Here is a 25715-nt window from a genome sequence, read left to right as displayed (position 1 = left end):
TACCATGCCCCGAACCGTCTTCTGCCAGTACGAACAACGCGATGCCGAGGGCCTGGACTTCGTGCCTTACCCAGGCGATCTGGGCCAGCGTGTGTTCAACCACATCGGCAAGCCGGCATGGACCGCATGGCTGGCGCACCAGACCATGCTGATCAACGAGAACCGCCTCTCCCCGCGAAAGCCGGAGCATCGCGCCTTCCTGGAAACGGAACTGGTGAAGTTCCTGTTCGAGAAGGATGCAGAGAAGCCCGCTGGTTTCGTACCGGAGGCCTGACCCCGGTAGTGCCGGCCGCTGGCCGGCAACCTGGTATATCGGGGATGCCGGCCAGCGGCCGGCACTACCGCATCACTTTGCGGGCGACGCGGATTCTTCGCGTTCCTGCACCTGCGCCTGGCGCATTTCCTTTTCCTCCGCCCGCAGTGACTTCACGTCCAGCTTGCGGATGGTCTTGATGAAGCACGGCATGCGCGGGCCACCGGTTGGGTCGCGTACCAGCACTTTGTCGAACGGCGCCGAGACGCGGCCCATGTGGCTGGTCAATCCGATGGCCGGTGCGTAGGACAGATCTGGGCACGGCCCGCTCAGTTCCAGCAGGTAGGCCTCGCTGGGCTTGGTCCAGACCGCCAGCGCGCTGTCGCCCAGTTCGGTCCAGCCATTGAGGCTGCCGAAGAACTGCATGTCCTTCTGCGGCGTGCCGGCGTGGGCACGATACAGCTCCAGCTTCTCGGCACTGCCCAAGCGGCCGGTGGTTGCGCAGCCAGCCAGGGCCAGGCACAGCCCGGCGATCAGCAGCGGGGTCTTCATGGCGATCTCCACAGGGGAACTGTGTTGATCATGCACCCACCGGGGTGGCGCCGGCGCAACGGCCGGCAGCCCAGTTCAGCCGTTGGTCGGCAGCTTCAGGTCGCTTGCAACCGCGGTAGTCGCCAACCTTGGTTGGCGCTTGGCCTGCAGGAGCAGCCGACCAAGGTCGGCATCTACCAGAGCGGGCCCAGCCCGCTCAGACGTCGGCGTGCGCCAGCGCGTGCAGGCGCCCTTCGCGCAGCTCCAGCACCCGGTCCAGGCGCCGTGCCAGCGAGCGGTCATGGGTGACCAGCACCAGGCTGGTGTGGCGGGCACGGTTGAGCTCGAGCATCAACTCGAACACGGTCGCGGCCGTGCGGTCATCCAGGTTGCCGGTCGGCTCGTCGCCCAGCACGCAGGCCGGGTGATTGACCAGCGCGCGCGCCACTGCAGCACGCTGGCGTTCGCCACCGGACAATTCGCCGGGCTTGTGGTCCAGGCGATGGCCGAGGCCGACCGATTCCAGCAGCGCAGTCGCACGCGTGCTGGCCTCTGCCACCGCGGTACCGGCCAGCATCACCGGCATCATCACGTTTTCCAGCGCGGTGAATTCCGGCAGCAGGTGGTGGAACTGGTAGACGAAACCCAGCGCCTGGTTGCGCAGCAGGCCGCGCGAGGTGTCCGACAGCGCAGACATGCGCTGGCCGGTGACATAGACCTCGCCCGCGGTCGGCGTATCCAGCCCGCCCAGCAGGTGCAGCAGCGTGCTCTTGCCGGCACCGGAGGCGCCGATGATCGCAACCGTCTCGCCTGCGGTCACCGTCAGGTCCAGGCCATCGAACACCGGGGTCTGCATACGCCCTTCAGCGTAGGTCTTGCCCAGCGCTTCGGCACGGATCACTTCATCGCCGCGATTGAAGACCTTATTCATAACGCAGGGCCTCCGCCGGCTGGGTGCGTGCTGCCCGCCAGGCGGGGTACAAAGTGGCCAGGAAGCTCATCAGCAGCGCGATCAGGGTGATCACCACGATGTCGCTGGTCTGCATGTCGGTGGGCAGGCCGGTGATGTAGTACACATCCTCCGGCAGCAGCTTGATCTTGAACACCGCTTCGATCGCGCCGAGGATGCGCTCCAGGTTCAAGGTCAGGGTGATGCCGCCGATCAGGCCTGCGAGGGTGCCGAAGATACCGATCAGCGAGCCCTGCACCATGAACACCTGCATCACCCCGCCCGGGGTCAGGCCGAGGGTGCGCAGGATCGCGATATCGGCCTGCTTGTCGGTCACCAGCATCACCTGCGAGGACACCAGGTTGAATGCGCCCATGGCAATGATCAGCGAGAGCAGGATGCCCATCACCACTTTTTCCATGCGCAGCGAGTGATACAGATTGGCGTTCTGCTGGGTCCAGTCGCTGACCCGATAGGCGCCGCCGAGGTTCTGCGCCAGGTCCACGCCCACCTCCAGCGAGCGGTCCATGTCATGCAGTTTCAGGCGGACGCCGGTGGCGCCATCGGAACGCAGTACGCGCTCCAGATCTTTCATGTTGGCAAAGCCCACACCGCGATCGACTTCGTTGTAACCGGCCTCGAAGATGCCGCTGACGGTGAAGCGTTTCATCCGCGGCACCGCGCCGGCCGGCGTGCCCTGCACTTCGGCGAAGGTCACCAGTACCTGGTCACCGACATCCACGCCCAGCCAGACGGCCAGTTCCTTGCCCAGCAGCAGGTTGAAGCTGCCCGGGGTCAGGCTGCCGTAGCTGCCCTTGGTGACCTTCTTGTCGATCACCGACACCTTCGGCTCCAGCGCCGGGTCGATGCCCTGGATGATTGCCCCCTGCACGCGCGGGCCGCTGATCATCGACTGGATCTCGATATACGGTGCAGCGCCGGCGACGCGCGGATCCTTGCTGGCCACATCGACCACGCGCATCCAGTCCGGCATCGGTTCGCCGTCGCGGCTGATGGTGGTATGTGCGGTCATCTGCAGCAGGCGGCTGCGGATCTCCTTCTGGAATCCGCTCATCACCGCCAGCGTGGTGATCAGCACCGTCACCCCGAGCGCAATGCCCAGGATCGATGCCATCGAAATGAAGGAGATGAAGCCGTTGCGGCGCTTGGCGCGCAGGTAGCGCAGGCCAATGGCCACGGGAATGGGTTTGAACATGCAGGCACGCCAGTCGATTCAGCCTATGGTGCCACCGACCGGGGCTTACGGGAAACGGCGCGTGCGGATACGGCCAGTCGCAGTTCACGTCGCTGCCCGCGATCGAGTACGTCCGGCCAGAACAACAGCCGTCGACGGTGCCAGCGATCACCCCATTGCAGCAGCAGCCAGGGCCCACGCACCACCAGTCGCGGCGCGGGAATGTCCTGCCCGTCCACGCGCAATGGCTCCGGTAGGGGTGGCAGCTGCAGCATCACGGGGGGTCGCCGCAGCCGCCACGTCAGTTCGCCCAGGCCCAGCACCCATACCCCGATCAGCGCGGGAACCAGATGCGCGGAAGGCAGATCCGAAGCGCGCAGCAGCCACGGCGCGGCGAGCAGTACGGCCAACTGGGCACCGGCCTGCAGCCGCGACGGGCGCCACTCAAGGCTTGAGGGCGAGGATCTTGTGCATGAGGGGGACGGCGTGCGCATGTGGGCAGGCCTCGTAGCCCATGAACCAGCGCCACAACTTATCGTCCTCGCAATCGAGCAGGAACAGGAAAACCTCGCGCTCTTCGGTCGGTGCACTGCTCCACTCACGGTCCAGGTAGCGGCCGAACAACTGGTCCAGTTCGCGCATGCCGCGCCGGCAACGCCAGCGCAGCTTCTTCAGCAGAACATCTTCTTCCATCGTGTTTCTCCAGATACAGCAAAGCCACGCATGGCGTGGCTCTACTGGGGTCATGCAGCTACCCGGCGCCGTATCAGGCGCGGCGTTCCATCATCAGCTTCTTGATCTCGGCGATCGCCAGTGCCGGGTTCAGGCCCTTCGGGCAGGTCCGGGCGCAGTTCATGATGGTGTGGCAGCGGTACAGCTTGAACGGGTCTTCCAGATCGTCCAGGCGCGCACCGGTGTCCTCGTCGCGCGAATCGATGATCCAGCGGTAGGCCTGCAGCAGGATCGCCGGGCCCAGGTAACGCTCGCCGTTCCACCAGTAGCTTGGGCAGCTGGTCGAGCAGCACGCGCACAGGATGCACTCGTACAGACCATCGAGCTTCTTGCGGTCTTCCGGCGACTGCAGGCGCTCACGGTCCGGCGGTGCCGGAGTCTGGGTGCGGATCCACGGCTTGATCGACGCGTACTGCGCATAGAAGTGGGTCAGGTCCGGAACCAGATCCTTGACCACGTTCATGTGCGGCAGCGGGTAGATCGGCACTTCCTTCTTGCCGCAGTCCGAAATGGCTCGGGTGCAGGCCAGGGTGTTGGTGCCGTCGATGTTCATCGCGCACGAACCACAGATGCCTTCGCGGCACGAGCGGCGGAAGGTCAGGGTCGGGTCGATCTCGTTCTTGATCTTGATCAGCGCGTCCAGGACCATCGGGCCGCAGGCGTCCAGATCGACCTCATAGGTATCGGTGCGCGGATTGCTGTCGTCGTCCGGACTCCAGCGGTAGATCTTGAAGGTGCGCACGTTCTTGCCGCCGCTACTGGCGGGGAAGTGCTTGCCCTTCGTGATCTTGGAATTCTTGGGGAGTGAAAACTCGGCCATGGCTGCTCTCGTTGGCTCAGGCGGCCCGCGCCCGAGGGCGCGGATTGCATGTTAGGCGGGGTCGGATCAGTACACGCGCGGCTTCGGCGGCACCACGGACACGTCATCAGTCAACGTGTACATGTGCACCGGACGGTAGTCGAAGCTGCACTTGCCCTTCTCGTCCACGCTGACCAGGGTGTGCTTCTGCCAATTGACGTCGTCGCGGTTCGGGAAGTCCTCGTGCGCATGTGCGCCGCGGCTTTCCTTGCGCTGCTCGGCCGAGTTGATCGTCGCCACCGCGTTCAGCAGCAGGTTGTTCAGCTCGTAGGTCTCGATCAGGTCCGAGTTCCAGACCAGCGAACGGTCGGAGACCTTCACGTCCTGGAACGAGTCGAAGATCTTGTCCATCTTCTCGCAGCCTTCCTTCAGCGTCTGGCTGGTTCGGAAGACCGCCGCGTCAGCCTGCATGGTGCGCTGCATGCGATCACGGATGACCGAAGTCGGCGTATCACCGTTGGCGTGACGCAGCTTGTCGAGCAAGCCCAGCGCCTTGTCGCAGGCGTCGGCCGGCAGGGTCTTGTGCGAAGCGCCGGGGGTGATCGTCGCAGCGCAACGATTGGCCACCGCACGCCCGAACACCACCAGGTCCAGCAGCGAGTTCGAACCCAGGCGGTTGGCACCGTGCACCGAAACGCAGGCCGCTTCGCCGATGGCGTACAGGCCCGGCACGACCGCATCGGGGTTCTCGCCATCCTTGCGCACCACTTCGCCGTGGTAGTTGGTCGGGATGCCGCCCATGTTGTAGTGCACGGTCGGGATCACCGGAATCGGCTGCTTGTGCACGTCGACGCCAGCGAAGATGCGGGCGCTCTCGGCGATACCCGGCAGCTTGTCGTCGATCACGCCCGGGCCGAGGTGGGTCAGATCGAGCAGGATGTGATCCTTGTGCTCGCCGACGCCGCGGCCTTCGCGGATTTCGATGGTCATCGAACGGCTGACCACGTCGCGCGAGGCCAGATCCTTGTAATGCGGTGCGTAGCGCTCCATGAAGCGCTCGCCGCTGCTGTTGCGCAGGATGCCACCTTCACCGCGGACACCCTCGGTGATCAGGCAGCCAGCGCCGTAGATGCCGGTCGGATGGAACTGCACGAACTCCATGTCCTGCATGGCGATGCCGGCACGCATGGCCAGGCCGCCACCGTCGCCGGTGCAGGTGTGCGCCGAAGTGGCACTGAAGTAGGCGCGACCATAGCCGCCGGTGGCCAGCACCACGCCCTGGGCGCGGAACAGGTGCAGCGTGCCGTCGGACATGTCCAACGCCAGCACGCCGCGGCAGGCACCTTCGTCATCGAAGATCAGGTCGAGTGCGAAGTACTCGATCATGAAGCGTGCGTCGTGCTTCAGCGACTGCTGGTACAGCGTGTGCAGCATCGCGTGGCCGGTACGGTCAGCCGCCGCGCAGGTACGCTGCGCCGCCGGGCCTTCGCCGTACTGGGTGGTCATGCCACCGAACGGACGCTGGTAGATCTTGCCTTCGGCGGTGCGGCTGAACGGCACGCCGTAGTGCTCGAGCTCGATGATCGCCGGAATCGCTTCACGGCACATGTACTCGATGGCGTCCTGGTCGCCCAGCCAGTCCGAACCCTTGATGGTGTCGAAGAAGTGGTAACGCCAGTCGTCCTCGCCCATGTTGCCGAGCGCGGCGGAGATACCGCCCTGGGCGGCGACGGTGTGCGACCGGGTCGGGAAGACCTTGGTCAGGCACACGGTCTGCAGGCCCTTGGCGGCCAGGCCGAACGTGGCACGCAGGCCGGCGCCGCCGGCGCCCACCACGACCATGTCGTACTTGTGTTCGGTAATCTTGTAAGCGGACATCTAGTCTGGATTCCTGTCTTGGCGCCTGGGCTCAGGCAACGCCGAGGGCGATGCGGCCCACCGCAAACACACTGACGATCATGCCGAGCACGGCGACGAACTTCACCGCGGTCTGCAGCACCAGGGCCAGCAGCGATTCGTGGATGTAGTCCTCCAGCACGACCTGCAGGCCGAGCTGGGCGTGCCAGAACATGGCGATCAGCAAGCCGATCAGCGGAACGGCGTTCCACGGCTTGGCGATCGCGGCAGTGGCGGTCACGTAATCCGAGCCCAGCAGGCCCAGCACGAACACCAGGAACCAGATGCCCAGCACCACCAGTGCGGCGGCAGTCAGGCGCTGATGCACGAAGTGCTCGGTGCCGGTCTTGGCCGAACCTAGACCGCGCACGCCCTTCAACGGGGTACGGAACTTGCTCACGCGGCACCTCCGAACATCACATAGGCCCACACCGCCAGGGTGATCAGCAGGCTGCCGATCACCGACATCCAGCTGCTGCGGATGAAGGTGGCAATGCGGAATCCGATCGCGAAGTCCTGCACGATATGGCGGATGCCATTGCACAGGTGATAGGCGAACGACCATGTCCACGCGAACAGGAACACGCGGCCATACCAGGCCCCGGCATGGCCGGTGAAGCAGTTCCAGGATTCGGGCCCCATCATCAGAGCCAACAGGCCTCCGGCGATGATGAGGGCACCAACAGACAGAAAGACGCCAGTGGCTCGATGCAGGATCGAGGTGGCCATCTGAATCTGCCAGCGATACACCTGAAGGTGCGGAGAAAGGGGACGTTGTCTGGTCGCCATTCGCTGGGCTCGTTGTCTCGGCTGGGCGGCATGATGCCGCGTTGGCTCAATGCTGGATCAGAAATCGATGCAGCGTCCGTTTTTTTCCCAATCGCCATACCGCACCGGATCGAGTCCGCCGCGGCCACCGAATTCTTCTTCCACCTCTGGTTGTTCCACGGGCACAGGGACCGGGGGAACCAGCGGGGCTTCAGCTTCGGCGTCGGGAGTGGGGGTTGTTTGGCCTATCATGATGGGTCTCGCAACGCACAAATTTTAGACCTCGTTCACGTGCCTGACAACCTTCCCCCTGCTTTCGTCGCATATCCGCGCCTGCCCGGCCATCAATTGCTGAGCCTGCAGGGCGTGGATGCAGCCGCTTTTGCCCATGCCCAGTTCAGCAGCGACGTGACCGCCCTGCCCCTGCTGCACTGGCAGTGGAGTGCGTGGCTGAGCGCCAAAGGCCGCACCCTGGCGGTGTTCCAGCTGCTGCGGCTGGCCGATGACCATGTGCTGCTGGTGCTGGCAGACGGCGATGCCGATGCGATTGCGTCGCAACTGCAGCGCTTCGTGTTCCGCCGCAAAGTGAAATTGCAGGTGCATGCCGACTTGGCAGTAGCCGGGGCCTTTACTGCGCCGGAAGCCGCTGCCGGCGCCGCCATCGCGCTGGCCGGTAACCAGGGCTGGGAGCTGGATCTGGGCAGCGACGCACTTCCCCGCACGCTGCGTATCGGCCCGATCGAGGCTTTCCCGGCCAGCGACGAGGCCGAGGACACCGCCTTTGCTCTGGCCTGGCGCCAAGCCGACCTGCGCTTTGGCCTGCCGCGATTGGAAGAGAGCCAGCGCGAGGCGTGGACCCCGCAACAGCTGGGTTTGGACCGCCTCAACGGCTACAGCGTGAAAAAGGGCTGCTACCCCGGTCAGGAGATCGTCGCGCGCACCCATTTCCTCGGCAAGGCCAAGCGCGCGGTGCAGCTGCTGCATACCGCAGCACCGGCGCAGGCCGGCGATCACGTGCAGCAGGACGGTACCGCGCTGGGTACCCTGGCCAGCGTGGCCGGGGATCTGGCGCTGGCCGTGCTGCCGCTGGAGACCGGCGACAGCGAACTGCAGGTGGGTGATGCCCCCGCGCAGCGGATGCCGCTGCTGGACGGGTTGGCGCGCTGAGACGCCGATCCGGCACGTCATCCACTGAAAGATGGTAGTGCCGGCCGCTGGCCGGCAACCACGCATCGATGAGATTGCCGGCCAGCGGCCGGCACCACCTTTTACAGGCGCTCGCCGGTTTCCGGGTTGAAGAAGTGCAGGCCCTGCGGGTGGATCGCCACCCGGATGTCCTCGCCCACGCCCGGCAGCGACTGCGGCGCCACGCGCATGGTCAGCGCGTGCTGGCCGCTGCTCATGTTGACGAAGATCTCGTTGCCCACCGGCTCGATGCCTTCGATGCGCGCGGTGAACGCATGCGTATCCTCGCTGCCTGCAGGTTGCAGGTGTTCGGGACGCACGCCCACCGCGATCGGCTTCTGCAGCCACACCGGATCGATCGTTGCCTGCCCCAGCGGAGCCCGCCACTGGCCATCGACCACGGTCACGCCACCAGCATCGCCCTGCAGCGTGCCGCGCAGCACGTTCATCGCCGGGCTGCCGAGGAAACCAGCCACGAACAGATTGGCCGGACGGTCGTACAGCGCCATTGGCGTATCGATCTGCTGGATGACACCGTCCTTCAGCACCACGATGCGCTGGCCCAAGGTCATCGCTTCGACCTGATCGTGGGTCACATAGATCATGGTGGTGCCCAGCTTGCGGTGCAGCTGCGCGATCTCGGTGCGCACGCTGTGGCGCAGCTTGGCATCGAGGTTGGACAGCGGCTCGTCGAGCAGGAACACCGCCGGCTCGCGCACCAGCGCACGTCCCAGAGCAACACGCTGGCGCTGGCCACCAGACATCGCCTTGGGCAGCTTGTCCATCATGTCGGTCAGGCCCAGCGTCTGCGCGGCCTCGCTGATGCGCTTGTCGATGGTGGCCTTGTCATGCCCGCGCAGCTTCAGGCCAAAGGCCAGGTTCTCGGCCACGGTCATGTGCGGGTACAGCGCGTAACTCTGGAACACCATCGCGATGTCCCGATCCTTCGGTGCCACGTCGTTGACCACGCGATCACCGATGGTCAACGTGCCGCCGCTGATCTCTTCCAGCCCGGCCACCATCCGCAACAGGGTCGACTTGCCACACCCGGACGGGCCAACCAGCACCATCAGTTCGCCGTCGGCGACCTCGAAAGTGGCGTCCTTCACCGCGACCTGGCCGTTGTCGTAGACCTTGCGCACACCCTGCAACTGCACTTTTGCCATTTCACTCATCCAGTCCGCCCGACGCCGGGCTGTCTTTTGGGACTGCCTCGGCCCTCCCGATGGCAGTGATGATTGCGCGGTTGCCGCATGACGGCGACCACTGCAATCGAATACAGTTGCCCATTCTGCCATGTAAACGTTTTCACGTGGCACTATCCGAACGTCGGTGCGCGCCGACCTGCACCGTCGACCGAACGAAGGGTTGCCGCTGTAGTGGTTTCGATTGGAACGGTGCTCCGGCAACCCGGAAGGCCGATCCAGATGAGCCTCGGACAGGCAGTTGCGCGGATGTCCCCCGAACCCAGCCATGAAGCGATTGACAACGATGTCACCCGGATCTGAAACTCGAGCGATGCACGACACACTCTTCCTGTTTGGTGCCACAGGTGATCTGGCCCAGCGCTACCTGTTCCCTTCGCTGCTGCGCCTGCTTGGCGACGGCCTGCTGCCGGAGGATTTCCGCATCCGTGCGCTGGCCCTGTCCGGCCATGACACCGAAGCCTTCCATGACATCCTGCGCCCGCGCCTGCAGCAGGCGATGCCGATGGCCAGCCAGGAGGACATCGCCTCCCTGCTGCGTCGCATCGACTACCGCTCGGTCGACCTGCGTGACGTCGACTCGGTCGCCGCCGCGGTATCCGACCTGGTCGACCGCCGCTGCGTGAGCTACCTGGCGATCCCGCCGGGCCTGTACATCTCCACCTGCGAAGGCCTGGCCAAGGGCGGCGCACTGGCTGCACCCGCGCGCCTGATGCTGGAGAAGCCGATCGGCAGCGACAGCGAAAGCGCCGAGGAGATCATCACCACCATCGGCCAGTGGATCGACGAAGACCGCGTGTTCCGCCTCGACCACTACCTGGGCAAGGCGGCGGTGCAGAACCTGATCGCGCTGCGCTTCGGCAACACGCTGCTGGAAGCGGTGTGGAACCGCAACTACATCGAATCGGTGCACATCCTGGTCGCCGAAAGCGAAGGCGTGGATGGCCGCGATGCCTACTACGCGCGCTCCGGCGCCCTGCGCGACATGGTGCAGAGCCACATCCTGCAGCTGCTGTGCATGGTGGCGATGGAGCCGCCCGCCTCGCTGGAAGCCGACCGCATCCGCGACGAGAAGGTCAAGGTGCTGCGTGCGCTGCGCCCGCTGGATGCCAAGCACGCAGCGCGTGACAGCGTGCGTGGCCGCTATACCGCCGGCAGCATCAACGGCCAGCCCGCACAGGCCTACCAGCCGCCGGAAGGCAGCGATGTGGAAACCTTTGCCGGCGTCACCGCGCACATCGACAACTGGCGCTGGAGCGGCGTGCCGTTCCACCTGGTCACCGGCAAGCGCCTGCCCGAGCGCACCACCCGCGTGGTGGTGACCCTCAAGCCGGTCACGCATTGGTTGTTCGAGCGTCCGCAGCGTGCGCAGGCCGCACCGAATCGCCTGGTGTTCCAGCTGCAGCCGCAGGAGAACATCGAACTGGGCCTGATGAGCAGCCTGGCCGGCCCGGAATGGGGCGCGCTGGAACTGCAACCGCTGGAACTTGAACTTTCGGTACCGACCGGCCTGCATCGCCGCATCGCCTACGAACGCCTGTTCCTGGACGCCTTCAACGGCAACCACACCCTGTTCGTGCGCGATGACGAAGTGCGCGCCGCCTGGGCCTGGATCGACAGCGTTGCCGATGCCTGGAAGGCGGCCGATCTGCCGCTGGAGCCCTACCCGGCCGGCCAGTGGGGCCCGGCCAACGCGGTCGACTTCCTGCCGCAGGGCGTGGATGCGCCGGATAGCGGAGCGTCGGAATGAGTGCCAGCTCGCAGCCGGTGCTGGTCGCCGACATCGGTGGCACCAATGCCCGCTTCGCCCTTGCCGACACCTCGCAGGACGCCCCGCTGCTGAAAGAGAGCATCCGCGAGTATGCGGTGGCGGAGTTCCCGTCGCTGGGTGATGCCGCGCGCCACCATCTGGAGCAGATCGGCGCCACCGCAAGCCGTGGCGTGTTCGCAGTCGCCGGTCGTGTCGATGGTGACGAAGCCCGCATCACCAACCATCCGTGGGTGATTTCGCGCAGCCGCACGGCCGCGATGCTGGGCTTCAACGAACTGCACCTGATCAACGATTTCGCCGCGCAGGCGATGGCGATCTCGCTATTGCAGCCCGATGACGTGGTCCAAGTGGGCGGTGCCGCCTGGGTTCCGGGCAAGCCGGGCCAGCCGCGCAACTACGCAGTGATCGGGCCGGGTACCGGCCTCGGCGTTGGCGGCCTGATCCTTCGCCACGGCCGCTGTTACCCGCTGGAAACCGAAGGCGGCCATGTCAGCTTCCCGCCGGGAACGCCGGAAGAGATCCGCATTCTGGAGATCCTGTCCGAGCAGTTTGGGCGCGTCTCCAACGAGCGGCTGATCTGCGGCCCCGGCCTGGTCAACATCCATCGCGCAATCTGCGAGATGGCAGGTGTCGACCCGGGCCAACTGCAACCGGTGGACGTGACCGCCCGCGCCCTGCACGGCGATCCACAGGCGATGCGTACCGTGGATGTGTTCTGCGCGGTGTTCGGCGCCATTGCCGGTGATCTGGTGCTGACCCAGGGCGCCTGGGACGGTGTGTTCCTGACCGGCGGGCTGACTCCGAAGATGCTCGATTCATTGCAGCACTCCGGTTTCCGCCAGCGCTTCGAACACAAGGGCCGGTTCTCTTCGATCATGGCGCGGGTGCCGTCGCTAGCCGTGATGCATCCCCACGCCGGACTGCTGGGCGCCGCTGCCTATGCTGCCGACGCCGAACGTGACGCACCAGGAGTTGCCGCATGAGCCCCACCTTCCACGACGACCGTATCGATTTCATCAACCACGGCGATGCCGATGGCTGGATCGAAGCGGTTGCTGCCGAAATGGCACAGGCGATCAACCACGACATCAACGAGCTGGGCCGCGCACGCATCCTGTTGTCTGGCGGTACCACGCCGGCTCCGGTGTACCAGGCGCTGGCCGAGCTGGACGTGCATTGGGACCGCGTTGAAGTGAGCCTGGCCGACGAGCGCTGGCTGTCGCCGCAGGATCGCGACAGCAATGCGTGGCTGGTTCGCGAAAACCTGCTCACGCGTGCAGAAGGTGCGCACTTCGATCCGCTGGTGCGGATCGGCAAGCCGCTGCCCGAGTGCGTGTACACCGCCAACCTGCAGGCCCAGCACAGCCAGCCGCCAAGCCTGGTCGCACTGGGCATGGGCAATGACGGCCATACCGCGTCGCTGTTCCCGGGCTCGCGCGACCTGCAGCGTGCCCTCGAAAGCACCCTGCCCTATGCCGCGCTTGATGCGACCGGCTGCCCCGGTGCCAACCAGTGGCCGCTGCGCATCACCCTGACCCCGCGCGGGCTGGGTCAGTGCCGCCAGCGTCTGCTGCTGCTGCGCGGCAAGCAGAAGCTGCAGGTGCTGCGCCAGGCATTGGACAGCAACGACCCTCAGCAGTATCCGATCCTCAACGCGATCAACCTGGACGGCGCGCGCCTGCGCGTCCACTGGGCTGATTGATGTCGGCGGCGGCGCCCTGCCGCCGCTTGCCTCTCGCCACCTCGAACGCCGGTAGCCAATGAGCCTCCATCCGCAACTGCAAGCCATCACTGAGCGCGTCATCCGCCGCAGCGCCGCCTCGCGCGCCGCCTATCTGGCAGCGATCGACGCCTCCCTGCGCGATGGCCCGTTCCGCAGCCGCCTCAGCTGCGGCAATCTTGCCCACGGTTTCGCCGCCTGCGGTGGCACCGACAAGAGCCGCCTGCGCGGCGGCGTGACAGCCAATCTGGGCATCATCACTGCCTACAACGACATGCTGTCGGCGCACCAGCCGTTCGAGACCTATCCCGAACAGATCCGTGCGGTGGCCCGCGAACTCGGCGCTACCGCGCAGGTGGCCGGTGCCGTGCCGGCGATGTGCGACGGTGTCACCCAGGGCCGTGGCGGCATGGAGCTGTCGCTGTTCTCGCGTGATGTCATTGCCCAGGCCACTGCAATCGGGCTCAGCCACGACATGTTCGATACCACCGTGTACCTCGGTGTGTGCGACAAGATCGTGCCGGGCCTGCTGATCGGCGCCCTCGCCTTTGGCCATCTGCCGGCGGTGTTCGTGCCGGCCGGCCCGATGACACCGGGCATTCCCAACAAGCAGAAGGCCGAAGTGCGCGAGCGCTACGCTGCCGGCGAAGCCACCCGCGAAGAACTGCTGGAAGCCGAATCGGCCTCCTACCACGGCGCGGGCACCTGCACCTTCTACGGCACCGCCAATTCCAACCAGGTGCTGCTGGAGGCAATGGGCGTGCAGTTGCCGGGCGCGTCGTTCGTCAATCCGGACACCGCGCTGCGCGATGCACTGACCCGCGAAGCCACCGAGCGCGCGCTGGACATCACTGCGTTGGGCGACGATTTCCGTCCGCTGGGTCGGATCATCGATGAGCGCGCGATCATCAACGCGATCATCGCGCTGATGGCTACCGGTGGCTCGACCAACCACACCATCCACTGGATCGCGGTGGCGCGGGCGGCCGGCATCGTGTTGACCTGGGACGATTTCGACGAGCTGTCGCAGCTGATTCCGCTGCTGGCCCGCGTCTATCCGAACGGCGAAGCCGACGTGAACCGCTTTGCTGCAGCGGGTGGCCCGGCGTTCGTGTTCGGCGAACTGATCAAGGCCGGCCTGATGCATGGCGATCTGGTCAGCGTGGCCCGTGGCGGCATGGCCGACTACGCCCTGGAGCCGCAGCTGCGCGACGGCAAGCTGGTGTATCTGCCGGGCCTGGAACGCAGCGCCGACGAAGAAGTGGTGCGCGGTGTCGACAACCCGTTCGAGAGCCAGGGCGGCCTGCGCCTGCTGCGCGGCAACCTGGGCAAGTCGCTGATCAAGCTGTCAGCGGTGAAGCCGCAGTACCGCACCATCGAAGCGCCGGCCGTGGTGGTTGATGCACCGCAGGTACTGAACAAGCTGCACGCCGGCGGCCTGCTGCCCGAGCATTTCGTGGCCGTGGTGCGTTATCAGGGTCCGCGTGCGAACGGCATGCCGGAACTGCATTCGCTGGCACCGCTGCTGGGCCTGCTGCAGAACCAGGGCCGGCGCGTGGCGCTGGTCACCGATGGTCGCCTGTCCGGCGCGTCGGGCAAGATTCCGGCCGCGATCCACGTGACCCCGGAAGCCGCACGCGGTGGTCCGCTGGGCAAGGTGCGCGAGGGCGACATCATCCGCCTGGATGGCGAAGCCGGCACGCTTGAGGTGCTGGTGGACGCGGCCGAATGGGCCGCGCGTACGCATGCGCCGAATACGGCGCCGGCAGCACACGACCTGGGCCGCAACCTGTTCGCGATCAATCGGCGCGTGGTGGGTCCCGCGGATCAGGGCGCGATCTCGATTTCGTGCGGTCCGGCGGCGGCCGATGGTGGGCCGTGGGATTACGACGCGGAGTATGAGCTGGGGCACGATGCTGCGGCTGCGGCGGCGCCACATGAGGGTAAGGACGCCTGAGGGATTGAAGAGCGTTGCGGGTTTGTCGCAGCGGTAAATTTCCTGGCTGCGGGCGCGGTCAGCCCCAGCCGGGACACGCCGTAAACCCATCCATGGGGGCTCGGTCGCGGCATCCATGCCGCTCACGGTCCCGTCTGGGGCTGACCGCGCCCTCCTGACACTCTCCGGCGCGTCAACGCCGCGAAGTGATCATTGAAAGCACAACAAGAGCGAAAGCAAAGGCAGAAGCAGAGCTATGGGTATCGAACAACATCAGGTGCGGGCGGCGGAGTTGCTGCATGCGGCGGGCATCCTGCCGGTGGTGACGATTCATACGCTGGACCAGGCACGTGCGGTCAGTGCGGCGTTGCTGGAAGGCGGGTTGCCGGCGATCGAGCTGACGCTGCGGACGCCGGTGGCGATGGAAGCGCTGGCGATGCTCAAGCGCGAGTTGCCGGATGTGGTGGTCGGCGCCGGTACGGTGCTGACGGTGGAGCAGATGCAGCAGTCCATCGATGCGGGCGCGGATTTTCTGGTGACCCCGGGCACGCCGCCGGTGCTGGCCGATGCGCTGGCTGCGGCACCGCTGCCGGTGGTGCCGGGTGCGGCGACGCCGACCGAGCTGCTGTCGCTCTATGCGCGCGGTTTCCGCGTGTGCAAGCTGTTCCCGGCCACGGCCGTGGGTGGCCTGGCCATGATCAAGGGCGTGGCCGGCCCGATCGCCGACCTCAAGCTGTGCCCGACCGGTGGCATCACCGAGAACACCGCGGCCGAATACCTCGAGCAGAAGAACGTGGTCTGCATCGGCGGCTCGTGGATGGTGCCGGGCAACTGGATCGACGCCGGCCAGTGGGACAAGGTGCGCGAAAGCGCGGCGCAGGCCGCGAAGATCGTCAAGCGCGTACGCGGCCACTGAAGCACTACGGGGTCAGAGCCCTTTCCCGCCGGGAAAGGGATCCGACCCCAGTCTACGAGCGCGCAAAGCGCGCGACCCGCTCCTGCTCTTCCTTCTTCATTCCGCGGTGGATGCCACAGGAAACTGTCCAAGGTCGGGCAGGTCGGGTTCGCGGGGGTGTGAGCCGCATGGATGCGGCGACCAAGCCCCCATGGATGGGTTCACGGCGTCCCCCGCAAACCCAACCTGCCCGGCCATGCCACCGATGTCAGCGGCAATACACCGCGAGGGGCTCAGCCGTTGGCCGAAACCCTTACAGCGGCCGCGCCGGATCCACCAACCCGTACTGGCTGGCCATCCGCGCCAACGCGATGTTGTCGTGGATTCCCATCTTCTCGAACAACCGCGCCTTGTGCGTGTTGACCGTCTTCGCGCTCAGGCTCAGACGGCGGGCGATGTCTTCCTGGCGCAGGCCCTGGGTCAGCAGCAATGCCACCTCCAGCTCACGCGGCGACAGATTGTCGAACGGCGAGCCGTTGCCTTCCACGGTGGACAACGCCAGGTTCTGCGCGATGCTCGTGCCCAGGTAGCGTCGTCCGGCGGCCACGTCACGCACCGCGCGCAGCAGTTCCTGCGCATCACAGCCCTTGCCGATGTAACCGGCAGCGCCGGCTTCGAGCAGGCGCTTGGGCAGCGGACCGTCCTCCAGCACCGACACGATCACCACCCGCGTGCTGCGGTGGCCACGGACGATGCGCTCGGTCACTTCCATCCCGCTGACGCCGGGCAGGTGCAGATCACACAACACCACGTCCGGTTGCAGCTGGCGGATCGCGGGCAGCGCTTCTTCGCCCGTCTCGGCCTCGCCCACCACTTCAATGTCGGTTTCACTCGACAGTATCATCTTCATCCCGGTGCGGACCAACGCGTGGTCATCCACCAGGTAGACTCGAATCGTCATTCACGTACCTCTTCGAATGCGGCCAATACGGGTCAACCTAGGCAGGAGCACCTGACGACTGCAAGCGCGGATGTTGCGCAATTCCGGCGTTCTGCCTTGCGCATCACATTCTTCACGCTCTGATCGTGCCCCTTGCCCTGCAGAACCCGCTACAACGAAACAACCCGTCCCTCAGGTAGACGCCCTTGGGAGGGCATCCACGTCACTCCCCTTGCGTGATCGCTTCGCTGGCCGTCGCTGGCGGCGAACCGTGCCGTCTCCATGGGTGACGGCGACTGAACATGACCAGATAGCACCCTACCACCCAAACCAGCGCGGCACACCATCCGGCCAGGATGTCCGAGGGGTAATGCACCCCCAGATAGACCCGGGAAACGCTTACCAGCAGGCTGAACGACGGTGCCAGCAGCAGCACCGGCCAGCGCCAGCGGGTGTTCCAGGCCAGCAGCACCAGGGTGACCGCCAGGGTCATCGAGCCCATCGCGTGGCCGCTGGGGAAACTGAACGTGGATTCCGGCGCGATCGATTCCCACAGGCTGGGCCGGTCACGCTGGAAGAAGTGCTTGCTGCCCATGTTCAGCAGCGCGGACCCTACGAAGCTCACGGCCACGAAGGTCGCTTCGCGCCACCGCCGGTGCCAGGCCAGTGCGCCGACAATCAGCACATCGGCCGGAATCAGGAACCACTCGTAACCCAGTTTCGAAAGCAGCACGAAGATGCGGTCCAGCCACGGCGAATGCAGGCCGTGCATCTGCCACAGCAGCGGCGCATCGAAGTGGAAGGACTCGAACTCGTGCACTTCGTCGGCCAGGGCAACGAATCCGGCCAGCGGCAGCAGCACACCGGCAAACAGCAACAGCAGCCGCCAGGCATTGCGCGCCATCCAGTGGCGGAAACCGGAGGCTGGCTCCGGTGCAGCGAGGATCGTCGGCTTACCCGGCGCTTCGGACATAGGTGCGTTCAACGTAATCATCGATCAGGGCGACGAATTCCTGGGCGATGTTCTCGCCGCGCAGGGTCACCTTCTTCTCGCCATCCACGAACACCGGTGCCGACGGTGCTTCGCCGGTACCCGGCAGCGAGATGCCGATGTTGGCATGCCGCGACTCACCGGGCCCGTTGACCACGCAGCCCATCACCGCCAGCGTCATGTTCTCCGCGCCCGGATGCTGGATCTTCCACAGCGGCATCTTGTCGCGCACATGCGTCTGCACCACCTTGGCCAGCTCCTGGAAGAACTCCGAGGTGGTTCGGCCACAGCCTGGGCAGGCCGTGACCAGTGGGGTGAAGGCGCGCTGGCCGGTGGTCTGCAGCAGTTCCTGGGCGACGATCACTTCCTGCGTACGCGACTGACCCGGTTCGGGCGTCAGCGAAATGCGGATGGTGTCGCCAATGCCTTCCTGCAGCAGCACGCTCAGCGCCGCCGCCGAGGCGACGATGCCCTTGCTGCCGATACCGGCTTCGGTCAGTCCCAGATGCAGGGCGAAGTCCGAACGCTGAGCCAGGTCGCGGTACACCGCGATCAGTTCCTGCACGCCGCTGACCTTGGCCGAGAGGATGATGCGATCGCGCGGCAACCCCAGCTCGACGGCCTGCTCGGCCGAATCCAGCGCCGAACGGATCAGCGCCTCGCGCAGCACGCGGCCGGCATCCCAGGGTTGTTCGCGATGGTTGTTCTCGTCCATCAGCTTCGCCGCCAGGGCCTGGTCCAGCGAGCCCCAGTTGGCGCCGATGCGCACCGGCTTGTTGTAGCGGATGGCGAACTCGATCAGCTGGGCGAACTGCAGGTCCTTCTTCTTGCCGAAGCCCACATTGCCCGGGTTGATGCGGTACTTGGCCAGCGCCTCGGCACAGGCCGGTTCGGCCGTCAGCAGCTGATGGCCGTTGTAATGGAAGTCACCGATCAGCGGGACATCGATGCCCATCATCGCCAGCTTGTCGACGATGCGCGGGATCGCCGCGGCCGCTTCGACCGTGTTGACGGTCAGGCGCACCATTTCCGAACCGGCGCGCCAGAGCTCGGCAACCTGCTTCACGCTGGACGCCACGTCGGAGGTGTCGGTATTGGTCATCGACTGCACCACCACCGGCTTGCCACCGCCCACGGTGACTCCACCAATCTGGACCGATTGGGTCAGGCGACGGGGCCAGGCAGTGGCATCGGAGGGCGCTGTAGGGCGAGTGACGGCGTCATGCATGCGGGCATTCTAACGCCCGCCCCGACCTTGCGGGTGTGTCGCATTCAGGCGGCAGTGCGGCTGCGGCCGATTGTCGCAGGCAGGCATCCCTGCGAACGCATACGATGGGCGCGAATGACCGGTCCCGACGCCCCGTTTCTCCGAACCCTGTGCAGCCTGCGCTGGCTGGCCGTGGCTGGCCAGGCGGCCACCATCCTGGTCGCCACCTGGGTGCTGGGACTGCCTTTGCCGCAACTACCGTTATGGTCGGGCGTGGCCGTGCTCGCCGTGTTCAACCTGTATACGCAGCTGCGGCCGGAGCCGGCCGATACCGCGCCGCTGACCGCCTTCGGCCACATCCTGGTGGACGTGATCATCCTCACCTGGATGGTCAGCTGGAGCGGCGGCATCGCCAATCCGTTCGGCTCGCTGTTCCTGATCCTGATCGCCCTGGCTGCGTTCGCCCTGCCCCTGCGTTGGGCCCTGGCCGTGGCCAGCGCCTGCCTGCTGGGCTATGCCGCCAGCGGCCTGTTCGGGCAACCGCTGCCGGCGGGCTACTTCAATGCACTGGACCTCAATCGCTGGGGCGTGATCGCCACCTTCCTGCTGTCCGCTGCAGTCGTACTCATCTTCTCCACCCGACTGGCGATCGCCTTGCGCGAGCGCGAGCTGGAACTGTCGGCGCTGCGCGAACGCTTTGCGCGCAACGAAGGTATTGTCGCTCTGGCCACGCATGCGGCCTCCGTGGCGCACGAACTGAACACGCCGCTGGCGACCATGACCCTGCTTGCCGACGACGTGGCCGAGCGTAGCGAAGAGCCGGAAGTGCGCGAGGACATGGAAACCCTGCGCGAGCTGCTGGTGCAGTGCCGGGAACGCGTGCTGGCACTGGCCGCGCCGGCCTCCAACGACCGCCCTGGGCGCGCCCACTCCACCGCCCAGCAGGTGCTGGAGCAATGGCGGCTTGTACGCCCGACCATCGATCTGCATCGCAACGACGACGCACCGCTGCGCCTGCCGCTGGACCCCGGCGTCGGCCACTTGTTGATGGTGCTGCTGAACAATGCTGCCGATGCCGGCGAGCAGGCCGGGCGACCGCGCGTCGATCTCAGCCTGCGTATCGAAGGCGACGACCTGATCGGCGAAGTACGCGACTACGGCCATGGCTTCGATGCCCGCGCCGCCGTCCTGCCCGGCAAGCTGTTTGGCAGCAGCAAGAGTGAAGGCATGGGCGTCGGCCTGGCCCTGTCCCATGCCACCATCGAGCGCCTGGACGGCGAGATGTGGATGCGCCCGGCCCAAGGGGCCGGTAGCCGCGTCGGCTTCCGCCTGCCCTTGGCCCCCCGCGAGGAATGACCATGACTGCTTCAACCCTTGGCCTGCTGGTCGACGACGACGAACTCTATCTGCGCACGCTGCAGCGCAGCCTGGCCCGCAAAGGGCTGGAGACGCAGACCGCACAGGATGCCGCCAGCGCACTGGCACTGGCCCGCCAGCATCCGCCAGCCTTCGCGCTGATTGATCTGAAGCTGGGCAGCGATTCCGGCCTGGCACTGATCCAGCCGCTGCGCGCGCTGCGTGCGGACATGCGGATCCTGCTGGTGACCGGCTATGCCAGCATCGCCACCGCGGTGGAGGCGATCAAGCTGGGCGCTGACGACTACCTACCCAAGCCTTCGACGGTGCCGATGATCCTACGCGCACTGGGCGAGGAAGACGACGGCCCCGCCGATGACGGCGAGATGGAAGTGCCCGACGCGATGACCCCGATCAGCCGCCTGCAGTGGGAACACATCCAGCAGGCGATGCATGAAACCGGCGGCAATGTGTCGGCGGCCGCGCGCCTGCTCGGCATGCACCGGCGTTCGCTGCAGCGCAAACTGGCCAAGCGGCCGAGCCCGGAGCGCGATCCGAGCCGGTAACGCGGAACGCCCTTCACGGTAGTGCCGGCCGCTGGCCGGCAGCCTCATGAACGATCGAAGCATCACCGGGATGCCGGCCAGCGGCCGGCACTACCAGGGCGGATCAGCCCTTCAGCTGCGCCAGGATCTCGCGGGTCATCGGATCGGCAATCGCCACATCCTCGCCCTGCAATGCCGGCAGCAGGCCACTGGCCAGCTGCTTGCCCAGCTCGACGCCGAACTGGTCGAAGGCGTTGATGTTCCAGATCACCGACTGCACGTACACCGCGTGCTCGTACATTGCGATCAATGCGCCCAACGCGTGCGGGGTCAGCGCGTCGAGCAGGATCATCGTGCTCGGGCGGCCGCCCGGATAGTCGCGGTGCGGATCGTCGCTGCCCTGGCCGTTGGCCAGTGCTTCGGTCTGCGCCAGCAGGTTGGCCATCAGCGCCTGGTGGTTGACCGTATACGGATCGTCGTTATGCACGCAGCCGATGAAATCGGCCGGAATGATGCTGGTGCCCTGGTGCAGCGCCTGGAAGAAGCTGTGCTGCACGTCGGTGCCGGCACCGCCCCACCACACCGGCACGGTGTCGGTGGTGACCGGCTGGCCATCGCGCTGCACGCGCTTGCCCAGGCTTTCCATCACCAGCTGCTGCAGGTAGGCCGGCAGCAGCGCCAGGCGCTGGTCGTAGGTCATCACCGCATGCGTGGCAGAGCCCAGCAGATTACGGTTCCAGATGTCGGTCAGGCCGTGCAGCACCGGCAGGTTGCGCTCCAGCGGCGCGTCCAGCGCATGCGCATCCATCTGCGCGGCACCTTCCAGCAGCTGCTCGAAGCGCTCGAAGCCGATGGCCAGTGCGATCGGGAAACCGACCGCCGACCACAGCGAATAGCGGCCACCCACCCAGTCCCACATCGGCAGCACGCGCTCGGCGGCAATGGCAAAGGCCTTGGCGGCGCGTTCCGGATTGGCACTGACCGCGTACAGGCGCTCGCTGCCGCCCAGCCAGTCATGCAGGATCTGGCCGTTGAGCAGGGTTTCCTGGGTACCAAAGGTTTTGGAAATGAGGATGCCGGCGGTCTTCGCAGGATCCAGCGTGGCCAGCGTGCGCTGCATGGCGGCGCCGTCCACGTTCGACACGAAATGCACGCGCAGGCGCGCCCCACTGACCGGACGCAGCGCGTCGGCCACCAGGCGCGGGCCGAGATCGGAACCGCCGATACCGACGCTGACCACATCGGTCACGCCACTGTCTTCCAGCGCGCGCACCAGCACGCCCATGCGCTGGCGGATGCCGCGCGCGGTGGCATAGGCCTCGGCCGCCACCGGCGCATCGACCACATCACCGCGCAGCGCGGTATGCAGCGCGGCGCGGCCTTCGGTCAGGTTCACCTGCTCGCCACGGAACAGGCGCGTGATGGCGCCGCCGACATCACGTTCGGCAGCCAGTGCCAACAGCGCCTGCAACGCCGCGGCATCGTATTTCTGCCGGGCGAAGTTGACATACAACGGACCGACCCGCAGCGCCAGGTCCTGCACGCGGCCGGGTTCGGCGGCGAGGAGGCTGGGGATGCTTGCGCCCTTCAGGCGCTGGGCGTGGGAATGCAGCGAGGCGAATCCGTTGTTCGTTGTCATGCGGCCTGGGTCGGGATCGTGTCGTTGGTGTGGGAGATCTGGTTGTTGCCATCAACGTACACCAGCTTCGGCTTGAAGCTGTCGGCTTCCTGCTCGGTCATGCTGGCGAAGGCGGCAATGATGATGATGTCACCGACCTGCACGTGGCGCGCGGCGCCACCATTGAGCGAGACGACGCCGCTGCCGGCTTCGGCGCGGATCGCGTAGGTCGAGAAGCGCGCACCGTTGGTCACGTCCCAGATGTGCACCTGCTCGAATTCACGGATGCCAGTGGCAGCCAGCAGGTTGTCATCGATGGCGATCGAGCCTTCGTAGTTCAGCTCGGAATGGGTGACGGTGGCGCGGTGGATCTTGGTCTTGAGCAGGGACAGGTGCATGGGGGCGCTGCAACGGCAAAGGAAAGAGCGGATTCTAGCACCCGCTTGGCCGTCATCAGGGAGCTGGGACGGGACGCTGAAGACCGTTCAGGCGCCCTCGACCGGTAGCGCTGCCGGGCCATGCCCGCAGGCGCCCTGCAGCGACAGGCCGAACACCGTATGGAAGGTGAGCCCGGCGACCAGGCCGAAGCCACCCGCGGCCAGCACCGACAGACCGTAGCTGATCACGTCGAAGGTATCGACATAGCGCAGGCGCTGCAGCAGCGGACCATTGTCCGCGCCCGGCCAGGCACAGGTCGCCATCGCCAGCGCGCCCAGACCGAACCCCACGAGCAGGAAGGCGGTCCGGCGCAGACGCCGCTGGGACTGCAGGATCAGCGCCATCGGCAGCAACACCGCGATGGCGTTGCACACGCCCAGCACGAACATCAGCGCACCGCCGGTGAGTGCCGGTACGGGCGTACGCGCGAAGTCGAGCGCGAACAACAGGCCGCCCATCAGCTGGGCAGGCACCATGCCAGCGGCCAGTACCGCCAGGATCGAGGCCCGGGCAAGACGGCCGGCAGTGGTGGGGGTATTCATTTCCGGTCTCCCGTCCATGGGAAGGTGAGAGGCGCCCACTACGGGCGCCCTGCAGAACCGCGCGGGGCGGCTCAGAACTCCAGGTTGTCGATCAACCGGGTGGTGCCCAGGCGGGCAGCGATCAGGGCCACGCGGCCACCGCCGTCGAAGCTCGGTTCGGCCAGTTCCGGGGTGCGCAGCACCGCGTAATCCACCTGGAAGCCGGCCGCCTGCAACGCAGCCGTGGCTTCGGCCTCGATCTGCGTGCGCGTCTGCCCGGCCACGTAGCCTTCGCGCATGCCCAGCAGGGTGCGATGAAGGGTGGTCGCCAACGGACGTTGCTCGGCGCTGAGGTACTGGTTGCGCGAGCTCTTGGCCAGGCCATCCTCATCCCGCACGATCTCGGCACCGACGATCTGGATCGGGAACGACAGCTCAGCCACCATCTGCTTGATGACCGCCAGCTGCTGGTAGTCCTTGCGACCGAACACGGCCACATCCGGCTGTACCTGCAGGAACAACCGCGCCACCACCGTACACACGCCATCGAAATGGCCCGGGCGGCTCGCGCCTTCCAGCACTTCACTGACGCCGGGCGCATGCATCCGCGTGGTCTTGTCCACGCCCAGCGGGTACATCGCTTCGACGCTGGGCAACCACACCGCATCGCAGCCCACCTGTTCCAGCCCGGCCACATCGGCTTCGGGGGTGCGCGGATAGCGGCTGAAATCCTCGTTCGGCCCGAACTGCGTCGGGTTGACGAAGATGCTGGCCACGACCTTGTCGGCGTACTGCTTTGCCAGCGTGATCAACGCATGGTGCCCGCCATGCAGGTTGCCCATGGTCGGCACCAGCGCCACGCGCAGGCCCTCGCCCTTCCACTGCGCGATCTGCGCGCGCAGTGCGCCGAGTTCGTTGAAGGTCTGGATCATTGGGCGTACGCGTGCTCTTCGTCGGGGAAGCTGCCATCGCGCACGGCATCGGCATAGGCACGGGTGGCACCGGCCACCGAGCCACCTTCGGCCAGGAAGTCCTTGACGAACTTCGGACGACGGTGGCCACTGTCCAGGCCGAGGAAGTCGTGCAGCACCAGCACCTGGCCATCGCACTGCGGGCCAGCACCGATACCGATGGTCGGCACGGGAACGGCAGCGGTGACGGCAGCGGCAACCGGCGTCGGCACGCATTCGAGCACCATGATGCTGGCGCCCGCCTCGGCAACGGCCTTGGCGTCGTCCACCAGCTGGCGCGCGGCATCGCCACGGCCCTGGATCTTGAAGCCACCCAAGCGCAGCACCGACTGCGGGGTCAGGCCCAGGTGCGAGCAGACCGGAATCTCACGCTCGACCAGGTAGCGGATGATGTCGACCTTGAAGCCGGCACCTTCGATCTTGACCATCTCGGCACCGGCCTGCAGCAGCTGCAGCGAAGCATCCAGCGCGCGTTCCGGGGTGGCATCGGCGCCAAACGGCAGGTCGGCGATCAGCAGCGCACGCTGCAGCACGCGGGCGACCGCGCGGGTGTGGTAGACCATGTCGGCGACGGTCACCGGCAGGGTCGAATCGTGGCCCTGCACGACCATGCCCAGCGAATCGCCGATCAGGATCAGGTCGACACCATTGGCATCGAACGTGCGGGCGAAGCCTGCGTCGTAGGCGGTCAACATGACCAGCTTCTGGCCATTGCGCTTGGCCTCGGCAAGGGCGGGAACGGTCCAGGGCTTGCTGTCTGCGTGGGTGCTCATGTGCTGATAACCGGGGGAGATAACCCGGGCATTATCACCCTAACGGCGCGATCCCGCAGGCATCCACCCGCATCACTGCATCCCGCACGCGGCCATGGCCGGGAATGGCCAGATCGGCGGCGATTTCGGCCAATGGCACCAACACGAACGCACGCTCGTGCAGGTAGGGATGCGGCACTTTCAGCTCGGGCAGGTCCAGCACCTGCTCGCCGAACAGCAGCAGGTCCAGATCCAGCGCACGCGGGCCCCAGTGCACGGCAGGGTCGCGTACGCGGCCGAAGCGCTGCTCCAGCGCGAGCATGGCCTGCAGCAGTGCGACAGCGGACAGGTCGGTGTCGACCGACGCCACTGCATTGACGAAGGCGGGCTGGTCCTCGTTGCCCCATGCCGGCGTCACGTACAACCGCGACGCCTGTGTCAGCCGGGTTCCGGGCAGTTCGCCCAGCGCGGCGATGGCCGCGCGGACGGTGTTGGCTGCGTCGCCAAGATTGGCGCCCAGCCCGATCCAGGCACCGGTCAT

Annotated in this window: 29 protein-coding genes; 9 read left to right on the top strand and 20 right to left on the bottom strand. The window is 66.3% G+C overall.

Going from position 1 to position 25715, the window contains the following annotated elements:
- The first annotated feature begins 4 nt into the window (after positions 1-4).
- Positions 5-274 carry an oxidative damage protection protein gene (locus ACQ5SA_RS13810; protein WP_353101276.1) on the top strand — a complete coding sequence of 90 codons (270 nt, stop codon included), beginning with the start codon at positions 5-7 and terminating at the stop codon, positions 272-274.
- A 72-nt stretch (positions 275-346) separates the two neighbouring features.
- Here ACQ5SA_RS13810 and ACQ5SA_RS13805 read toward each other — a convergent pair whose 3' ends face one another.
- From ACQ5SA_RS13805 to ACQ5SA_RS13760, 10 genes are all read right to left on the bottom strand, one after another.
- Positions 347-805, bottom strand: coding sequence for a DUF6491 family protein (locus ACQ5SA_RS13805; RefSeq protein WP_230112501.1), 459 nt, complete (start codon positions 803-805; stop codon positions 347-349).
- Between the two features lie 196 nt (positions 806-1001).
- Entirely contained in the window at positions 1002-1715 is a 714-nt protein-coding gene (gene lolD, locus ACQ5SA_RS13800) for a lipoprotein-releasing ABC transporter ATP-binding protein LolD (RefSeq protein WP_089240372.1), read from the bottom strand.
- A complete protein-coding gene (locus tag ACQ5SA_RS13795; protein WP_100464876.1) occupies positions 1708-2949 on the bottom strand; it encodes a lipoprotein-releasing ABC transporter permease subunit in 1242 nt (413 codons plus the stop codon). Before ACQ5SA_RS13795 ends, lolD begins: the two co-directional genes overlap by 8 nt.
- A 23-nt stretch (positions 2950-2972) precedes the next feature.
- Positions 2973-3422 (bottom strand): hypothetical protein, encoded by a 450-nt coding sequence (locus ACQ5SA_RS13790; RefSeq protein ID WP_499314492.1) that lies wholly within the window; start codon positions 3420-3422, stop codon positions 2973-2975.
- Positions 3373-3621, bottom strand: coding sequence for an FAD assembly factor SdhE (locus ACQ5SA_RS13785; protein ID WP_089240366.1), 249 nt, complete (start codon positions 3619-3621; stop codon positions 3373-3375). Before ACQ5SA_RS13785 ends, ACQ5SA_RS13790 begins: the two co-directional genes overlap by 50 nt.
- A 73-nt stretch (positions 3622-3694) precedes the next feature.
- On the bottom strand, positions 3695-4480 hold the full coding sequence (locus ACQ5SA_RS13780) for a succinate dehydrogenase iron-sulfur subunit (RefSeq protein WP_230112504.1): 786 nt from the start codon (positions 4478-4480) through the stop codon (positions 3695-3697).
- Between the two features lie 66 nt (positions 4481-4546).
- Positions 4547-6337 carry a succinate dehydrogenase flavoprotein subunit gene (gene sdhA / locus ACQ5SA_RS13775; RefSeq protein WP_089240362.1) on the bottom strand — a complete coding sequence of 597 codons (1791 nt, stop codon included), beginning with the start codon at positions 6335-6337 and terminating at the stop codon, positions 4547-4549.
- A gap of 31 nt (positions 6338-6368) precedes the next feature.
- Entirely contained in the window at positions 6369-6755 is a 387-nt protein-coding gene (gene sdhD, locus ACQ5SA_RS13770; RefSeq protein ID WP_025878813.1) for a succinate dehydrogenase, hydrophobic membrane anchor protein, read from the bottom strand.
- Entirely contained in the window at positions 6752-7144 is a 393-nt protein-coding gene (sdhC, locus tag ACQ5SA_RS13765; RefSeq protein WP_089240360.1) for a succinate dehydrogenase, cytochrome b556 subunit, read from the bottom strand. Before sdhC ends, sdhD begins: the two co-directional genes overlap by 4 nt.
- A gap of 57 nt (positions 7145-7201) precedes the next feature.
- Positions 7202-7375 carry a DUF1674 domain-containing protein gene (locus ACQ5SA_RS13760; protein ID WP_080149151.1) on the bottom strand — a complete coding sequence of 58 codons (174 nt, stop codon included), beginning with the start codon at positions 7373-7375 and terminating at the stop codon, positions 7202-7204.
- 39 nt (positions 7376-7414) lie between these two features.
- Between ACQ5SA_RS13760 and ygfZ the strand changes: the two genes are divergently transcribed.
- On the top strand, positions 7415-8290 hold the full coding sequence (gene ygfZ, locus ACQ5SA_RS13755; protein ID WP_499314490.1) for a CAF17-like 4Fe-4S cluster assembly/insertion protein YgfZ: 876 nt from the start codon (positions 7415-7417) through the stop codon (positions 8288-8290).
- A 101-nt stretch (positions 8291-8391) separates the two neighbouring features.
- On the opposite strand, the gene ACQ5SA_RS13750 is transcribed toward ygfZ, so the two are convergent.
- Positions 8392-9474, bottom strand: coding sequence for an ABC transporter ATP-binding protein (locus ACQ5SA_RS13750; protein ID WP_499314488.1), 1083 nt, complete (start codon positions 9472-9474; stop codon positions 8392-8394).
- A gap of 352 nt (positions 9475-9826) precedes the next feature.
- Between ACQ5SA_RS13750 and zwf the strand changes: the two genes are divergently transcribed.
- The 5 genes from zwf to ACQ5SA_RS13725 all read left to right on the top strand — a co-directional run bounded on the left by zwf (position 9827) and on the right by ACQ5SA_RS13725 (position 15856).
- The gene (gene zwf, locus ACQ5SA_RS13745; RefSeq protein ID WP_089240355.1) at positions 9827-11263 is read left to right on the top strand and encodes a glucose-6-phosphate dehydrogenase; all 1437 of its coding nucleotides are present in this window, start codon (positions 9827-9829) and stop codon (positions 11261-11263) included.
- The gene (glk, locus tag ACQ5SA_RS13740; RefSeq protein ID WP_230112508.1) at positions 11260-12267 is read left to right on the top strand and encodes a glucokinase; all 1008 of its coding nucleotides are present in this window, start codon (positions 11260-11262) and stop codon (positions 12265-12267) included. The genes zwf and glk overlap by 4 nt, the downstream gene beginning before the upstream one ends.
- Complete coding sequence (pgl, locus tag ACQ5SA_RS13735; protein WP_499314486.1) at positions 12264-12986, top strand: 6-phosphogluconolactonase; 723 nt, start codon at positions 12264-12266, stop codon at positions 12984-12986. Before glk ends, pgl begins: the two co-directional genes overlap by 4 nt.
- A gap of 58 nt (positions 12987-13044) precedes the next feature.
- Positions 13045-14961: a phosphogluconate dehydratase gene (gene edd, locus ACQ5SA_RS13730; RefSeq protein ID WP_499314485.1), complete on the top strand. Its 1917-nt coding sequence runs from the start codon at positions 13045-13047 to the stop codon at positions 14959-14961.
- A 235-nt stretch (positions 14962-15196) separates the two neighbouring features.
- A complete protein-coding gene (locus tag ACQ5SA_RS13725) occupies positions 15197-15856 on the top strand; it encodes a bifunctional 4-hydroxy-2-oxoglutarate aldolase/2-dehydro-3-deoxy-phosphogluconate aldolase (protein WP_099820140.1) in 660 nt (219 codons plus the stop codon).
- Between the two features lie 292 nt (positions 15857-16148).
- On the opposite strand, the gene ACQ5SA_RS13720 is transcribed toward ACQ5SA_RS13725, so the two are convergent.
- The 3 genes from ACQ5SA_RS13720 to ispG all read right to left on the bottom strand — a co-directional run bounded on the left by ACQ5SA_RS13720 (position 16149) and on the right by ispG (position 18994).
- Positions 16149-16796, bottom strand: coding sequence for a response regulator (locus ACQ5SA_RS13720; RefSeq protein ID WP_108267058.1), 648 nt, complete (start codon positions 16794-16796; stop codon positions 16149-16151).
- Between the two features lie 202 nt (positions 16797-16998).
- A complete protein-coding gene (locus ACQ5SA_RS13715) occupies positions 16999-17748 on the bottom strand; it encodes a phosphatase PAP2 family protein (protein WP_089240345.1) in 750 nt (249 codons plus the stop codon).
- Entirely contained in the window at positions 17729-18994 is a 1266-nt protein-coding gene (gene ispG, locus ACQ5SA_RS13710) for a flavodoxin-dependent (E)-4-hydroxy-3-methylbut-2-enyl-diphosphate synthase (RefSeq protein WP_108267060.1), read from the bottom strand. Before ispG ends, ACQ5SA_RS13715 begins: the two co-directional genes overlap by 20 nt.
- 114 nt (positions 18995-19108) lie before the next feature.
- Here ispG and ACQ5SA_RS13705 point away from each other — a divergent pair, with 114 nt between their 5' ends.
- Both ACQ5SA_RS13705 and ACQ5SA_RS13700 read left to right on the top strand, forming a co-directional pair.
- Positions 19109-20329 (top strand): ATP-binding protein, encoded by a 1221-nt coding sequence (locus ACQ5SA_RS13705; RefSeq protein WP_089240341.1) that lies wholly within the window; start codon positions 19109-19111, stop codon positions 20327-20329.
- Positions 20326-20895, top strand: coding sequence for a response regulator transcription factor (locus tag ACQ5SA_RS13700; protein WP_032952096.1), 570 nt, complete (start codon positions 20326-20328; stop codon positions 20893-20895). Before ACQ5SA_RS13705 ends, ACQ5SA_RS13700 begins: the two co-directional genes overlap by 4 nt.
- Before the next feature lie 103 nt (positions 20896-20998).
- On the opposite strand, the gene pgi is transcribed toward ACQ5SA_RS13700, so the two are convergent.
- The 6 genes from pgi to folK form a co-directional block, all read right to left on the bottom strand.
- Positions 20999-22513 (bottom strand): glucose-6-phosphate isomerase, encoded by a 1515-nt coding sequence (gene pgi / locus ACQ5SA_RS13695; RefSeq protein ID WP_499314482.1) that lies wholly within the window; start codon positions 22511-22513, stop codon positions 20999-21001.
- A complete protein-coding gene (gene panD, locus ACQ5SA_RS13690; protein ID WP_004153087.1) occupies positions 22510-22890 on the bottom strand; it encodes an aspartate 1-decarboxylase in 381 nt (126 codons plus the stop codon). The genes pgi and panD overlap by 4 nt, the downstream gene beginning before the upstream one ends.
- Before the next feature lie 87 nt (positions 22891-22977).
- On the bottom strand, positions 22978-23472 hold the full coding sequence (locus tag ACQ5SA_RS13685; RefSeq protein WP_499314480.1) for a hypothetical protein: 495 nt from the start codon (positions 23470-23472) through the stop codon (positions 22978-22980).
- Positions 23473-23543: 71 nt separating this feature from the next.
- On the bottom strand, positions 23544-24383 hold the full coding sequence (gene panC, locus ACQ5SA_RS13680) for a pantoate--beta-alanine ligase (protein WP_488765409.1): 840 nt from the start codon (positions 24381-24383) through the stop codon (positions 23544-23546).
- On the bottom strand, positions 24380-25195 hold the full coding sequence (gene panB / locus ACQ5SA_RS13675; protein WP_025878796.1) for a 3-methyl-2-oxobutanoate hydroxymethyltransferase: 816 nt from the start codon (positions 25193-25195) through the stop codon (positions 24380-24382). The genes panC and panB overlap by 4 nt, the downstream gene beginning before the upstream one ends.
- Positions 25196-25229: 34 nt before the next feature.
- Positions 25230-25715, bottom strand: a complete 486-nt coding sequence (gene folK / locus ACQ5SA_RS13670; RefSeq protein WP_230112515.1) for a 2-amino-4-hydroxy-6-hydroxymethyldihydropteridine diphosphokinase — start codon at positions 25713-25715, stop codon at positions 25230-25232.

Source organism: Stenotrophomonas indicatrix, from assembly GCF_050573115.1.
Taxonomy (GTDB): Bacteria; Pseudomonadota; Gammaproteobacteria; order Xanthomonadales; family Xanthomonadaceae; genus Stenotrophomonas; species Stenotrophomonas lactitubi_A.
This window is presented reverse-complemented; position numbering and strand designations above follow the sequence as displayed.